Source organism: Mycolicibacterium houstonense (genome assembly GCF_900078665.2).
GTDB classification, from domain to species: Bacteria; Actinomycetota; Actinomycetes; order Mycobacteriales; family Mycobacteriaceae; genus Mycobacterium; species Mycobacterium houstonense.
The window spans coordinates 3,294,295-3,308,312 of record NZ_LT546207.1 but is presented as its reverse complement, the minus strand read 5'-3'; the positions used below and the strand labels follow the sequence as shown (position 1 = coordinate 3,308,312).

The 14,018-nt window shown below is 67.1% G+C and carries 15 protein-coding genes; 5 read left to right on the top strand and 10 right to left on the bottom strand.

The genetic code is table 11. The annotated features are described in order from the left end of the window. Positions 1-22: 22 nt before the first annotated feature. The 3 genes from BN4332_RS16810 to BN4332_RS16800 all read left to right on the top strand — a co-directional run bounded on the left by BN4332_RS16810 (position 23) and on the right by BN4332_RS16800 (position 3,461). The gene (locus BN4332_RS16810) at positions 23-1,180 is read left to right on the top strand and encodes an MCE family protein (RefSeq protein ID WP_066899843.1); all 1,158 of its coding nucleotides are present in this window, start codon (positions 23-25) and stop codon (positions 1,178-1,180) included. Then, positions 1,180-2,976, top strand: coding sequence for an Rv1363c family protein (locus BN4332_RS16805; RefSeq protein ID WP_235654113.1), 1,797 nt, complete (start codon positions 1,180-1,182; stop codon positions 2,974-2,976). Before BN4332_RS16810 ends, BN4332_RS16805 begins: the two co-directional genes overlap by 1 nt. After that, positions 2,976-3,461 (top strand): mammalian cell entry protein, encoded by a 486-nt coding sequence (locus tag BN4332_RS16800; protein ID WP_066899814.1) that lies wholly within the window; start codon positions 2,976-2,978, stop codon positions 3,459-3,461. Before BN4332_RS16805 ends, BN4332_RS16800 begins: the two co-directional genes overlap by 1 nt. Before the next feature lie 86 nt (positions 3,462-3,547). Here the strand turns inward: BN4332_RS16800 and BN4332_RS16795 are convergent, their stop codons facing one another. The 5 genes from BN4332_RS16795 to BN4332_RS16775 form a co-directional block, all read right to left on the bottom strand. Beyond that, positions 3,548-4,999 (bottom strand): alpha,alpha-trehalose-phosphate synthase (UDP-forming), encoded by a 1,452-nt coding sequence (locus tag BN4332_RS16795; RefSeq protein ID WP_066899812.1) that lies wholly within the window; start codon positions 4,997-4,999, stop codon positions 3,548-3,550. Beyond that, positions 5,000-5,164 carry a hypothetical protein gene (locus BN4332_RS16790; RefSeq protein WP_096866927.1) on the bottom strand — a complete coding sequence of 55 codons (165 nt, stop codon included), beginning with the start codon at positions 5,162-5,164 and terminating at the stop codon, positions 5,000-5,002. A 45-nt stretch (positions 5,165-5,209) separates the two neighbouring features. After that, on the bottom strand, positions 5,210-5,599 hold the full coding sequence (locus tag BN4332_RS16785; RefSeq protein ID WP_084459297.1) for an intersectin-EH binding protein Ibp1: 390 nt from the start codon (positions 5,597-5,599) through the stop codon (positions 5,210-5,212). A gap of 96 nt (positions 5,600-5,695) precedes the next feature. Next, on the bottom strand, positions 5,696-6,034 hold the full coding sequence (locus BN4332_RS16780) for a hypothetical protein (RefSeq protein WP_435405163.1): 339 nt from the start codon (positions 6,032-6,034) through the stop codon (positions 5,696-5,698). A gap of 46 nt (positions 6,035-6,080) precedes the next feature. Then, positions 6,081-6,437 (bottom strand): intersectin-EH binding protein Ibp1, encoded by a 357-nt coding sequence (locus BN4332_RS16775; RefSeq protein WP_066899810.1) that lies wholly within the window; start codon positions 6,435-6,437, stop codon positions 6,081-6,083. Positions 6,438-6,704: 267 nt separating this feature from the next. Here BN4332_RS16775 and BN4332_RS16770 point away from each other — a divergent pair, with 267 nt between their 5' ends. Beyond that, complete coding sequence (locus BN4332_RS16770; RefSeq protein WP_066899808.1) at positions 6,705-7,613, top strand: enoyl-CoA hydratase; 909 nt, start codon at positions 6,705-6,707, stop codon at positions 7,611-7,613. A gap of 12 nt (positions 7,614-7,625) precedes the next feature. Continuing rightward, positions 7,626-8,462, top strand: coding sequence for an SDR family oxidoreductase (locus tag BN4332_RS16765; protein WP_066899806.1), 837 nt, complete (start codon positions 7,626-7,628; stop codon positions 8,460-8,462). Between the two features lie 63 nt (positions 8,463-8,525). Here BN4332_RS16765 and BN4332_RS16760 read toward each other — a convergent pair whose 3' ends face one another. The 5 genes from BN4332_RS16760 to BN4332_RS16740 are packed head-to-tail and all read right to left on the bottom strand — an operon-like array spanning position 8,526 to position 13,917. Then, the gene (locus tag BN4332_RS16760) at positions 8,526-9,413 is read right to left on the bottom strand and encodes an NAD(P)-dependent oxidoreductase (protein ID WP_066899804.1); all 888 of its coding nucleotides are present in this window, start codon (positions 9,411-9,413) and stop codon (positions 8,526-8,528) included. A gap of 53 nt (positions 9,414-9,466) precedes the next feature. Continuing rightward, positions 9,467-9,976 carry a (2Fe-2S)-binding protein gene (locus BN4332_RS16755; RefSeq protein WP_066899802.1) on the bottom strand — a complete coding sequence of 170 codons (510 nt, stop codon included), beginning with the start codon at positions 9,974-9,976 and terminating at the stop codon, positions 9,467-9,469. Further along, positions 9,969-10,856, bottom strand: coding sequence for an FAD binding domain-containing protein (locus BN4332_RS16750; protein ID WP_066899800.1), 888 nt, complete (start codon positions 10,854-10,856; stop codon positions 9,969-9,971). Before BN4332_RS16750 ends, BN4332_RS16755 begins: the two co-directional genes overlap by 8 nt. Next, positions 10,853-11,554 carry an SRPBCC family protein gene (locus tag BN4332_RS16745; RefSeq protein WP_066899798.1) on the bottom strand — a complete coding sequence of 234 codons (702 nt, stop codon included), beginning with the start codon at positions 11,552-11,554 and terminating at the stop codon, positions 10,853-10,855. The genes BN4332_RS16750 and BN4332_RS16745 overlap by 4 nt, the downstream gene beginning before the upstream one ends. 2 nt (positions 11,555-11,556) lie before the next feature. Continuing rightward, positions 11,557-13,917 (bottom strand): xanthine dehydrogenase family protein molybdopterin-binding subunit, encoded by a 2,361-nt coding sequence (locus BN4332_RS16740; RefSeq protein ID WP_066899796.1) that lies wholly within the window; start codon positions 13,915-13,917, stop codon positions 11,557-11,559. Between the last annotated feature and the right edge of the window lie 101 nt (positions 13,918-14,018).

Here is a 14,018-nt window from a genome sequence, read left to right as displayed (position 1 = left end):
ATTGAGGGGTAAGGCATCTCGGATCGGTGGCCGCACGCTGGCGATCGGCAGCGGCGCGGTGCTGCTGGCCGGCTGTCAGTTCGGTGGGCTGAACTCGCTCAACATGCCCGGTACGGCCGGGCACGGTAAGGGCTCATACACGGTCACCGTGGAACTGCCGGATGTGGCGACCCTGCCGCAGAACTCGCCGGTGATGGTCGACGACGTCACGGTCGGCAGCGTGTCCGGTCTGGACGCCGTGCAGCGCCCGGACGGCACCTTCTATGCGGCGGTGGAACTGTCGCTGGCGGGTGACGTGAAGCTTCCGGCGAATGCCGTTGCGCGCGTTGCCCAGACATCGCTGCTGGGCTCCCAGCACGTGGAGCTGTCCGAGCCGGTCGACGAACCGCCCCAGGGGCAGTTGCGGCAGGGATCCAACATCTCGCTCGACCAGACCGACCGCTATCCCACCACGGAGGAAACGCTGTCCTCGCTGGGCATGGTGGTGAACAAGGGCAATCTCGGTGCGCTGCAGGACATCACCGATGAGGCATACGCCGCGGTAGCCGGTCGCGCCGGCAGCTTCGCCGACCTGATCCCGCGGCTGGCCGAGCTGACCGCGTCGCTGGACCAGCAGACCAATGACATCATCGCTGCCGCGGATGGATTGAACCGCTTCGCCTCGATCTTGGCCCGCAGCCAGGACAACCTGGGCCGCACGCTCGACACCCTGCCCGGGGCGCTCAAGGTGCTCAACGAGAACCGCGCCAGCATCGTCGAGGCGTTCACCGCGCTGCGCGGCTTCGCCGAGGTCGGGTCGCGAATCCTGTCGGAGACCAAGGACGACTTCGCCGCCGACATGAAGGATCTCTATCCGGTGATCAAGGCGTTCAACGACAATGCCGACGATTTCATCAAGGACCTGGAGTTCCTGCCGACCTTCCCGTTCCACTACAAGTACCTTCGCAACGCCGTTCGCGGCGACTATCTGAACGTGTTCGTCACCTTCGACCTGACCCTGCGCAGGTTCGGTGAGTCGATCTTCACCACCGGCGGATTCGACCCGAACATGAAGCACCTCGGCGAAGTGATCAACCCGCCGGACTGGCTGACCGGATCGATGGCGAACCTGTCCGGCCAGGCCGCCGATCCGTTCAAGATCCCCGCCGGAACCGCCACCCAGCACGAGGAGAAGCCGTAATGATCGACCGGCTGACCCGTATGCAGTTGATGATCTTCGCAGTCGTGACGGTCCTGACTGTGGGTGCGATTTCGCTGTTCTATCTGCATCTGCCTGCCGCGGTGGGTATCGGCACGTACAAGGTCAACGCCAATTTCGTTGCCGGCGGCGGCATCTACGAGAATGCCAACGTCACTTATCGCGGTGTGACGGTCGGTCGGGTCGAATCGGTCGGCCTGGCCCCCGATGGCGTGGTCGCCAGGATGCAGCTCAACAGCGGAACGGCGATCCCGGAGAACGTCACCGCCACCGTCAAGAGCGTCTCGGCGGTCGGCGAGCAGTACATCGATCTGGTTCCACCGGAATCGCCGTCGACCGACAAACTGCGCAACGGCGCCACCATCGACCAGCAGAACACCCGCGTCGGTCAGGACATCGCCGGCCTGCTGCACGAGGCCGACGCCCTGGTCAGCAGCATCGGCAACAGCCGGCTGCAGGACCTGCTGCGCGAATCGTTCAAGGCGTTCAACGGATCCGGGCCCGAACTCGCCCGGCTCATCGAGTCCTCGCGCCTGCTGATCGACGAGGCCAATGCCAGCTCCGGAGAGACGACCCAGCTGATCGATCAGGCCGGGCCGTTCCTGGAAGCACAGATGCGCAGCGGTGACAGCATCCGCTCGCTGGCCGACGGGCTGGCCCGGTTCACCGGTGAGCTGAACAACGCCGACCCGCAGCTGCGCACCACCCTCAAGACGGTGCCGGGCGCCACCGAGGCGGCCAACACCGCGTTCAGCGGCATCCGCCCCACGTTCCCGGTGCTCGCGGCCAACCTGGCCAACTTCGGCCGCATCGGCGTCATCTACAGCAAGTCGCTCGAACAGGCTCTGGTGATCTTCCCGGCCCTGATGGCCGCGCTGAACACCGTGGCCGGTGGCGTGCCGTCCGATGAGGGCGGCAAGCTCGACTTCAAGGTCGACCTGGGCGACGCACCGCCGTGCCTCACCGGCTTCATCCCGCCCACGCAGATCCGGTCCCCGGCCGACCTGACGCTGCGGGACCTGCCGACGGATCTGTACTGCAAGACCGCGCAGAACGACCCGTCGGTCGTGCGCGGTGCGCGCAACTACCCGTGCCAGGAGTTCCCGGGCAAGCGGGCCCCCACGATCCAGCTGTGCCGCGATCCCAATGGGTACATCCCGATCGGCTCCAACCCGTGGCGCGGCCCGCCGGTGCCCTACGGAACGCCGATCGAGGATGGGCGCAACATCCTGCCGCCCAACAAGTTCCCGATGATCCCGCCGCAGGTCGATCCTGATCCGGGGCCGCCGGTGGTACAGCTGCCNGGCGTGGCGACCGCGGCATTGGGCGGTCTGGCCTACGTCATGGTCGATCAGCAACAGGGTGTGGACGCGGCGCAGGCCCGCAACGAGCGCTTCGTCGACACCGGCAAGCAGACGGTGATCAACATGTTCACCTACTCCCAGGACACCATCGACGAGAGCGTGAATCGCTTCATCGACGGCACCAGCGGTCCGCTGCGGGACATGATGAGCCAGGGGAACAACGCGGACAACCTGAAGGCGCTGTTCCGGGACACCAACGCCAGCTCGGAAGCCGTGGTCAACGGTGCGGCGCTGGAGAAGGTCGACGAGATCGCCGGGAATGCCTCGGTGCTGGTGGCGGTGCGCGTGACGGTCACCGACCTGGACGGGGTCAATTCACCCACGCGGCCGTACCGGCTGCGGGTGATCGTGCACGAGGACGACAACGGGCACATGACCGGTTACGACCTCAAGTACCCCGACGGTGGTAACTGATGCGTTCGAAACTCATTGCCGCGACGATCGGCCTGCTGACGGTGGCTTTCGTCGCCCTGGCCGGCGTCGGCGGCTCGCTGTACTGGAATCGCGTCGCGCAACGCGGCCAGGAGGCCGCCCGGACCGAGCTGCCCGCGCTGGCGGCAGACCAGATCCCGAAGGTGTTCGGCTACGACTACCAGACCGTCGAGCGCAGCTTGATGGAGACCTACCCACTGCTCGCCCCCGACTTCCGGCAGAAGTTCGAAGAGGACGCCAGTGCGAAGGTGATCCCCGAGGCGCGCAAGCGTCAGCTGGTGGTCCAGATCAGCGTTGTCGGTGTCGGTGTGATGACCGCGCAGCGGGAGTCCGGGACGGTGCTGGTGTACATGAACCGCACGGTGACCGACCAGTCCCGCCAGCCGCTGTATGACGGCAGCCGGCTGAAGGTCGACTACCGCAAGATCGACGGCAACTGGTTGATCAACGGAATCAACCCGATCTAGTCAGTTCTGGCTGGATTCGCGCTGGCCAGCACTCAGGCCGGATTCGCGCTTGCCAGCGCTCAGGCCGGATTCGCGCTTGCCAGCGCTCAGGCTGGATTCGCGCTTGCCAGCGCGTCGAGAAACGCGCGGGCCCACCGATCCACATCGTGCGCCAGCACCTGCCGCCGCAGTGCCCGCATCCGGCGCTTGCCTTCCTCCGGGCTCTGGTTCAGGGCCGCCTCGATCGCATCCTTGACGCCTTCGAGGTGATGCGGATTGGTCAGGTAGGCCTGACGCAGCTCGGCCGCGGCACCGGTGAACTCCGAAAGCACGAGCGCGCCACCGAGGTCACTGCGGCAGGCCACATACTCCTTGGCCACCAGGTTCATGCCGTCGCGCAGCGGGGTGACCAGCATGACGTCGGCCGCGACGAAGAACGCGATGAGCTCGTCCCGCGGCACCGGGCGGTGCAGGTAATGCACCACCGGATGGCCGACCTCGCCGTACTCACCATTGATGTGGCCGACCTGCCGCTCGATGTCCTCGCGCATCGCCTTGTAGCTTTCGACGCGCTCGCGGCTGGGTGTGGCGAGCTGCACCAGGACGGTGTCGTCACGTTTGACCCGTTGCTCGGCGAGCAACTCGGAGAACGCCCGCAGCCGCACGTCGATGCCCTTGGTGTAGTCGAGCCGGTCGACGCCGAGCAGGATCTTGCGGGGGTTGCCGAGTTCGGCGCGAATCTGGCGGGCCCGCTGGCGAACCGCACGATTGCGGGCCTGGGCATCCAGGTCGGCCGAGTCGATGGAGATCGGGAACGCCCCGACCTTGACGGTGCGGAACCCATAGGAGACCTCGCCGAAGCGGGATCGGACGCCGACCGACGCTCGTGAGGTGTTCGCGCCGACCAGCCGGCGCGCCAAGACCAGGAAGTTCTGCGCGCCGCCGGGCAGGTGGAACCCGACCAGGTCGGCTCCGAGCAGGCCCTCCACGATCTCCGTGCGCCAGGGCATCTGCATGAACAGTTCGACCGGCGGGAACGGGATGTGCAGGAAGAACCCGATGGTCACGTCGGGACGCAGCATGCGCAGCATCTTCGGGACGAGCTGCAGCTGATAGTCCTGGATCCAGACCGTGGCGCCCGGTGCCGCGGCGCGGGCGGTGGCCTCGGCGAACCGCCGGTTCACGTCGACGTAGCTGTCCCACCACTCGCGGTGGTATTCGGGCTTGACGATCAGGTCGTGATACAGCGGCCACAGCGTGGCGTTGGAGAAGCCCTCGTAGTAGTCCGCGACGTCCTGCGCGGACAGCTCCACCGGGAAGAGCTGGAGGTCCTCCTCGACGATCGGTTCCTCACCGCTGTCGGGGATACCGGCCCAACCGATCCACGCACCGCGACGTTTGCGCAGCAGCGGCTCCAGCGCGGTCACCAGACCGCCGGGACTGCGCTTCCAGGACGTGCTGCCATCCGGCAACCGCTCCATGTCGATGGGCAGCCGATTGGCCACCACGACGAAGTCGGAGTTACCGGAGACGGCCTTGCGGCCGCCTTCCGGACTCACTTACGCCTCGATTTTCGAGGGCCCAATGCCGAGCATCGAGAGGAACATCCGGCACTCGTCGGCGTCGGCGGCGTAGGTCGCGACTACGCGGCGGGCCTGGCTGGCGGTGCTGTCGGCGAGCGGTTCGACTTCGTCGATGTCGGCGGGATCAGATTTCGCAGGCATGACACAACTGTATGCGACCGGGGAAACCCCGGTCGCCGCACGTCGTCAGCCGATGGAGCCGTGCACCGTCGGGCTGCTGCCGACGGTCGACTCAGGCACCGGCTGCGGACCCTGCGCCTGCTGCTCCTCGGCCAGGCCGATGCACTCGCCGGTGTTGGCGCCGGTGCAGGGGATCGAGCCGCCGCCACCGGGCAGGTTCACCGCGGGCAGGTTGGGGTTACCGGGAATGCCACTGAACGAACCGGGGGAGTTCGGCACGGTGTGCGGGACGCACACGCCGGTGTACAGGTCTTCCTCTTCGCCGGCCGGGCAGGCCACCGCCGGACCGGATGAGGCGGGCACGGGGAGCGCGGCGATGGCCGGGGCTGCGGCCGCGGCGACCGCAAATCCGCAGGCAAAGATCAGTCGTCGCATTGAGATCGGGAAGGTCGCCATCGTCACGCTTTCTCTAGTTATTCGATTGTTTCGTCGCCGAGGATTGTATGGAAGCTGGGAAAGTTCTGCATCTGATCTACCAGGCGGCTGGGAGTTCTACGGGCTGGCGCTGATGGTCGACCGTGGAACCGGTCGCGGCCCTTCGGCCTCGTCCTCTTCGGCCAATCCGATGCACTCGCCGGCGTTGTGGCCGGTGCACGGGATCGCTCCGCCTCCGCCGGGCAGATTCACCGCGGGCAAATCCGGATTGCCGGGAATTCCGCTGAACGGCGACGGCGAATTGGGCACCAGAAACGGTGTGCACGTGGTGGTGTAGACGTCCGCTTCCTCACCGGATGTACAGGTCGCGTGTGCGGCGTGCGCACCCAGCCACAGGGAAAGCGCGCAACCCGCACCGGCGACGGACAACGCGGCGGGTACGGCAAGCAACCTCACCCCTGCAGTCTAGGACTGCTGAGGGTTTACTGTGCGATCTCTGCGATCAGCCGATGTGGCCGGTCACGGTAGGGCTGCTGCCGACCGTCGACTGTGGAATCGGTTGCGGGCCCTGGGCTTGCTGCTCCTCGGACAGGCCGATGCACTCACCGGAATTGGCGCCGGTGCACGGGATCCCGTCGATCTGCGGCAGTTGGTCCGGGGCCGAGTGAAACGCCGGTGAATTCGGCACCAGATCCGGGACGCACACCCCGGTGTACATGTCCTCGCTCTCCCCGTTGGGGCATGCGGCCAGGGCGACGGCCGGTGTCGACAACAGGCCGAGCATCGGCACCGAGACGATGGCCGCGGCGATACCTGCCGCGGCGACGAAGCGGGAGGCGGAGATCGGGACAAAGGCCATCGTCGTACGTTCCCTTCACTGACCGTCGCAGTTTGCTGGCAACCCTACTGTGCGATGGGCTTCCTGGTTGCGGCTGATGTCGTTCGCTGCGTCATATCCTACGACTTACCGGGGATTATCGCCGTGGGGCAGGCCGAAATCTGAGGCATCTGCGGCGAGTCTGTGAGGCCGCTTCTTGGTTGCTGTGATCCCGGTGTGAGCTCGGTTACGTGATACACGTAATGTGCAGTCCGTTACTTACTTATTCTGCCTAAGAGGTGGTCCGACATGGTCAGTTCCGACGACGCAGCCAGCCAGGTCGAATACGAGACACTCGATGACGGACGCATCGCGCGGATCTGGCTGAACCGACCGGATGCGCAGAACGCCCAGTCCCGGACCCTGCTGGTTCAACTCGACGAAGCGTTCGGCCGGGCCGAGGCCGATGACGCCGTTCGGGTAGTGATCCTGGCCGCCCGTGGCAAGAACTTTTCGGCCGGGCACGACCTGGGCTCCGAGGCGGCGCTCGCCGAGCGCCAGCCGGGGCCGGGCCAGCACCCGACGTTTCGCTCGCACGGCGCCACCGCAGCCGGGGTCGCGGAGCGAACGTACCTGCAGGAGTGGCACTTCTATTTCGAGAACACCCGGCGTTGGCGGGATCTGCGCAAGATCACCATCGCCCAGGTTCAGGGCAACGCGATCTCGGCGGCGCTGATGCTGATCTGGGCATGCGATCTGATCGTGGCCGCCGACGACGCCAAGTTCAGCGATGTCGTCGCCGTACGAATGGGGATGCCTGGCGTCGAGTACTACGCCCATCCATGGGAATTCGGTCCGCGTAAGGCCAAAGAACTCCTGCTGACCGGCGATTCGATCGATGCCGACGAGGCATACCGGTTGGGCATGGTGTCGAAGGTCTTCGCGCGCGACGAACTAGAGGACAAGACACTGGAATTCGCGCGGCGCATCGCCGAGCGCCCCACGATGGCGGCTCTGCTGGTCAAGGATTCCGTCAACGCGGCCAGCGACGCGATGGGCTTCACCGAGGCGCTGCGCCACGCCTTCCACATTCACGAACTCGGGCACGCGCACTGGGCGTCGGCCAACGAGAACCGCTGGCCGGTCGGCATGCCACCGGACGTGCCGGACTGGCGCACCCTGGGTGCTCCCAAACCGGCCCGGCGCGACACACCGTAAGGGATGAGGTAAATGGAACTGTCGTTGAAGGATCGCACCTACCTGGTCACCGGTGGCGGTAGCGGCATCGGCAAGGGTGCCGCGGCCGCGATCGTCGCGGCCGGCGGCAACGCCATGCTGGTCGGCCGCAATGCCGACAAGCTCAGCGCCGCCGCCGACGAATTGTCGGGCCAGGGGCCGGGATCGGTGCGGTACGAGCCCGCCGACGTCACCAAGGAGGATGAGGTCAGCGGTGCGGTCGACGCCGCCACGGCGTGGCACGGCCGGTTGCACGGTGTGGTGCACAGCGCAGGCGGGTCGGAGACCATCGGACCGATCACGCAGATCGACTCCGAACTGTGGCGACGCACCATCGATCTGAATGTCAACGGAACGATGTATCTGCTCAAGCACGCCGGCCGGGAGCTGGTTCGCGGCGGTGGCGGCTCGTTCGTCGGGATCTCCTCGATCGCGTCGAGCAACACGCACCGGTGGTTCGGCGCCTACGGCGTCAGCAAGGCCGCGCTGGACCATCTGCTCAAGCTGGCCGCGGACGAACTCGGACCGTCCTGGGTGCGCGTCAACAGCATTCGGCCCGGCCTGACCCGCACCGACATGGTCGGCCCGGTCTTCGAACTGCCCGCGGCCCGCGACGACTATCAGGCCTGCACGCCGCTGCCGCGGTTCGGCGAGGTCGAGGACATCGCGAACCTGGCGGTGTTCCTGCTCAGCGATGCCTCCGGCTGGATCACCGGCCAGGCCATCAATGTCGATGGCGGGCACGGCTTGCGTCGCGGACCCGACATCTCCGGAATGATCGAGCCGATCTTCGGCGCTGACGGCCTACGGGGCGTCGTGGCATCCGACTAGTCGGCTACGACTTGTACGCCGTGGATCGCGGTCGGTCGGCCGCGATCCACGGCGTTGTCGGTCCTAGGCCGGGTGGTCGGCGCCGGCCTCCCACGCGCTCAGTGCACCCATCGCCGACCAATCCAATTCACCGCCGCCGGTGGCCAGCAGAGTCAGGAAACGATCGCGCAGCAGGCTCGCGATGGGCAGGGGCACCTGCAGCTCGTCCCCGGCGCTCAACGCCAGCTTGACGTCCTTGAGCCCGAGGGTGGCCGCGAACCCGGCCGGACTGAATTCTTCGCGGGCCAGCAGCCCGCCGTAGGTGCGATAGACCGGCGCGTCGAACAGCGTCGAGGTCAGCAGCTCCAGGTACTGCTGTTTGTCGACGCCGGATTTGCCTACGAGAGCCATTGCCTCACCAAGGGATTCGATCACCGAGGCGATCAGGAAGTTGCCGCTGATCTTGACGAGGTTCGCGGCCTGAGGGTCCTCGCCGACCACGAATGTGCGCTGGCCCATCGCATCGAAAACCGGCGACACCGTATCGACAGCGCCTGGGGAGCCGGCCGCCACGACGAACAACTTGGCCGCAGCGGCGGCCTCGGGCCTGCCGAACACCGGGGCGGCGACGAATCCCTGGCCGGCCTCGCCATGAGCTTCGGTCAGTCTTTGGGCCATGGCGACGCTGATGGTCGACGACGAGACATGGACAGCGCCGGCCGGCAGCGAGGCAACTACACCGTCGTCCCCGAATGTCACTGCCCCAACCGCGTCGTCATTTGCGAGCATGGTGACCACCACGTCGCCCTGACAAGCATCGCCGACAGACGCGGCGGCCGATGCACCCTGCTCGACCAGGGCGGCCACCTTGCCCGGCGAGCGGTTGTACGCGATGACCTCGTGTCCGGCCTTGAGCAGGTTGGCGGCCATGGCCGCGCCCATGTTGCCCAGGCCGATGAAACCGATCTTCATGACTCCACTTCTACCGGTTGGCGCCGGCGAGCGGAGGACTCAGCGCCCAGTGGTCACTGTTGGCCCGCCGGGTCGAGCTCCGCTGAGGTTTCCTGAGCGCTCTCGCAGGCTCGGTGCACCGCGTTGACGATGCCCTGGTAGCCGGTGCAGCGGCAGAAGTTTCCCGACAGTCCCTCTCGGATCTCCGCATCGGTGGGGTTCGGATTGTCGCGCAGCATGGCGGTGATCGAGGTGACGAAACCCGGTGTGCAGAAACCACACTGCAGGCCGTGGCATTCCTTGAGGGCGGCCTGTACCGGGGACAGGCCGCCGTCCGGATCGGCGATGCCCTCGACCGTGGTGACCTCCTGCCCCTCCACCTGGACCGCGAACACCAGACACGACCGCACCGCCTGCCCGTCGAGCAGGACGGTGCAGGCGCCGCATGCGCCGTGTTCGCAGCCGAGGTGGGTCCCGGTCAGGCCGCAGGCGTCCCGCAGGAAATCGACCAGCGTCACCCGCGGCTCGACCACGCCCCGGTAGTCGCGGCCGTTGACCGAAACCGCAACCGGCAGTTCATGCATTGATGGCCTCCTGGGTGGCGTTGGTGGTGGCCTGGGTCCAGGCCCGGGACACCATGGCCGCGCCGACCCGGGCCCGGTAGGCGGCCGTGCCCTGAAGGTCGGACGGAATGTCGGTGAGTTCGGACATCGCCAGCCGGCCGATCTCGTCCGCGGGGATACCGCCGATCGGGGTGCCGAGCACCGCGGATTCGGCCGGGGTGGCCCGCAGTGGGGTGGAACCGAGCCCGAGCAGACCGATGCCGCAGCGGGTGATGCGGTCGTCCTCGTCGAGTTCGATTCCCACGACGGCGCCGGCGATCGCGAAATCACCGTGGCGCCGCGCGAACTCGGCAATACCGAAACCGCTGCGGCCGGAGACGACCGGGAAGCGCACCGCGGTGAGGATCTCGTCTGCGGCCAGCGATGTCTCCCACAGGCCCGTGAAGAACTGGGCGGCCGGGATCTGGCGGATGCCGCGCGACGAGGTGGCCTCGATCGTCGCGTCCAGTGCCAGGGCGACGGCGGCGTACTCGGCAGCCGGATCAGCATGCGCGATCGCGCCGCCCAGGGTGCCGCGGCTGCGGATCTGGAAATGCCCGATGTGCGGGGTGACCAGGGTCAGCAGCGGCACCGAGTCGGCGATCTCGTCATCGATCCCCACGAGGGCGTGCGGGGTGGCCGCGCCGATCCGAACCTCGTTGCCCTGCAAGGTGATGTCGTTCAGCTCGGTCAGGCGTGAGATGTCGATCAGGTTGTCGAAGTGGGTCAGGCGCATGGCCAGCATGGGTACCAGGCTCTGACCGCCGGCCAGGATCTTGGCGTCCTCGCCGTACTCGCCGAGCATGGCGACTGCCTCGCCCACGCTGGCGGGCCGGTGGTAGGCGAACGGGGCGGGTTTCATGACACCAACCGCAACAGCGCGGCCTGCAGGTCCTCGGTGGTGATGGTGTGAGGTCTGCGGTTCTTGCGGCCGGCGCGGCCGATGAGGAAGCCGAGTACGCCCGCGGCGGCGGCCGCACCGATGGCGGGGGCGAAGCGCTTGGCCATCGGCACCGCCATCACCTTGGCCAAGGCGAGCGCGTTGATCGGGGCGGCCTCCTGAGGCGCCTGCGCGGAAGCGGGAGAACCGGTTTCGGCGGCCGGCTCAGAACCGCCGATCAGTTCGGCTTCGAGGCTGCGGGCGAACTGGTCGATCAGGCTGCCGGCCACATCGGCCAGCACACCGCGGCCGAACTGGGCGGCCTTGCCGGAGATGGCCAGATCGGTGGTCACCACGACCGTTGTACTTTCCGCGGAATCGTCCTCTTTGAGCTGCGCCGTGACGACGGCCGAGGCGGTGCCGTTGCCCCGCGTCTCCTTACCGTTGGCCTTGAGCACCACCCGCTGAGCCGCGGTGTCCTTTTCCTGGAACGCCGCATCGCCCTTATAGGACACCGTGATCGGGCCGACCTTCACCTTGACCGCTCCGGTGAAGTGGTCGCCGTCGACGCTCAGCAGGGTGGCTCCGGGCAGGCAGGGTGCGACACGTTCGACGTCGGTGAGCACTTCCCAGGTTTTCGCCGCAGGCACCGCGACCCGAAATTCGTTGTTGAGCTCCACGATCAGTGGTCCCTTTCTTGTTGTTCCTGCGAGCGGGCCTGTTCGATGGCTTCGACGATGGCCGCCGGGGTGGCGGGCAGGGTGGTCAATGTGACGCCCAGCGGCGACAGCGCGTCGTTGACGGCGTTGATGACCGCGGGGGTGGAGCCGATGGCGCCGCCCTCGCCCGCCCCCTTGTAGCCGCCGACGCCGGGGCCGGGAATCTCGACGTGGCCGTACTCGATCGTCGGCACCTCGGTGGCGGTGGGCAGCAGATAGTCGACAAACGTTGAGGACAAGGGGTTTCCGGCGTCGTCGTAGGACAGCTTCTCCAACAACGCGCCACCGATGCCCTGCACGGTGCCGCCGGCGATCTGGCCCTCCACCACGTTGGGGTTGATCATCGGGCCGACGTCCTCGCTAACGATGTAGCGGGTGAGGGTGACGTGCCCGGTGACGACGTCCACCTCGCACGTGCAGGCGTGGGTGGCATTGGCCCAGTGGATCGGGGCGGTGGGCGGTGCGGTGTAGCGGGCGGTCGCCTCGAGGCTGGCCGACATGCCCGGCGGCAGCATCTGCGGTTCGTAGTGCGCGCGGTAAGCCAGATCGGCGAAGCTCACGCTCTTCTCGGGGTCATTGCGTGCGACCGCCTTTGAGCCACCGAGCTCGATCTCTGACTCGTCGACCTCCAACCGGGCCGCGGCCATGGCGACCAGCTGCTTGCGCAGGATGGTGCCCGCCTCGTTGACCGCCCCCGCCGTCATCGGGGCGCTGCGGCTGCCCTGGGTGCCCGCACCGTACGGAGTCACCGCGGTATCGCCTTGAATGGTGGCGACGTCGTCGATGTCGGCACCCAGCGCGTCGGCGGTGAGCTGGATGACGGTGGTTTCCAAGCTGTTTCCGGTGGAACCGCCGTTGACGTACACATTGATCTTGCCGGTCGGCTCCATCCGGATCGTGCAGCCTTCGCTGGCGAGATGGCCGGTGGCGGCACCGGTCGGCTCGATGTAGGCCGACAAGCCCAAACCGAGGTAGCGGCCCTGGGCCAGCGCCTCGGCCTGCTCCTTGCGGAAGCCCTCGTGGTCGAGGATCTTGACGGCCTGCTCGAATGTCTCGATCGGGGCAACGTGGTCATAGGGCATGCCGTTCGGGTTGAAGTACGGCATCTCGTCGCCGCGGAGCAGGTTCTTGCGCCGCAACTCCACCGGATCCATGCCCATCTTGCGGGCGGCGATGTCGAGAAGTATTTCGCGGGTGAGGGTTTCGTACTGCCACGGCCCGCGGTAGGCATGCAGGCCTGCGGTGTTGGAGAACACCGTCTTGTAGTTGAAGCTGGCCTTGGGCACCCGGTACGGGCCGGGGAAGAACATGCCGATGGCCGCGGTGGTGAGTACCGGATACGGAGTGGGGTAGGAGCCGACGTCCTGGATGAAGTCGATGTCGGCGGCCAGGATGTTGCCGTCGTCGTCGAAAGCCATTCGCGCGTCGCCGTCGACGTGCCGGGATTGACCCGCCGACATCAGGTTTTCCCGGCGGTCCTCGATCCATTTCAGCGCGGCCGGTACGCGGCGGGCCGCCAGCATGATGCACATGTCCTCGCGCATCGGGACGACCTTCTGGCCGAAGCCGCCGCCGGTGTCGCGCATGATGACCCGGACGTGCTGAGCCGGGATGCCGAGCAGGCGGGCCGCGAACGCCCGCAGCTCGTGCGGCGTCTGGGTGGAGGCCCAGATAGTCAGTTCGCCTGAGGTCGCCGACCATTCGGTGACCATGCCGCGTGTCTCGATCGGCACCGGCACGTGCATCTGCTGATAGATGTGCGCTTTGACCACGTGCGCGGCGGACCCGAAGACCTCTTCATCCGGCGGCATGCCGGCCATCCCGCCGGCGTTGTTGTCCGGGAAAGCCTCGTGGACGGACACCTCGGAGGCCAGGGCCCCGCGGAAGTCGGCGATGGCGGGCAGCGGCTCGTAGTCGACATCGACCAGGTCGACCGCGTCCTCGGCGACATACCGGCTCTCGGCGATGACCAGGGCCACCGGATCGCCGACAAACTTCACCTCACCCTCGGCGAGAGGCGGGCGCGGAGTGTCGGGCACATCCTTGCCTGCGACGGCGTGCCAGGCCTCCTTGACCTCGGGGTTGAGGTCGGCCGCGGTGAACACGGCGTGCACGCCGGGCAGTGCGAGCGCCGCGGTGGCGTCGACACCGCTGATTTTGGCGCGTGCGTACGGGCTGCGGACGAAGCAGGCGTGCAGCATGCCGGGCCGGGTGATGTCGTCGACGTATGTGCCGCGACCGGTGAGCAGGCGGGTGTCCTCCACCCGTTCGACCCGCCTGCCGGCATAGCGGGTGGCGACGGTCTCCGGTACGGCTGACGCCATAGGATCGCTCCAATCCGTCGGTTGACTTGTGGCGCTGTACTTATGCGCATAACCAGGTGGCCGCCGGGGCTCCGGTGCCGTATCAAGAGTGCGGTTATCGT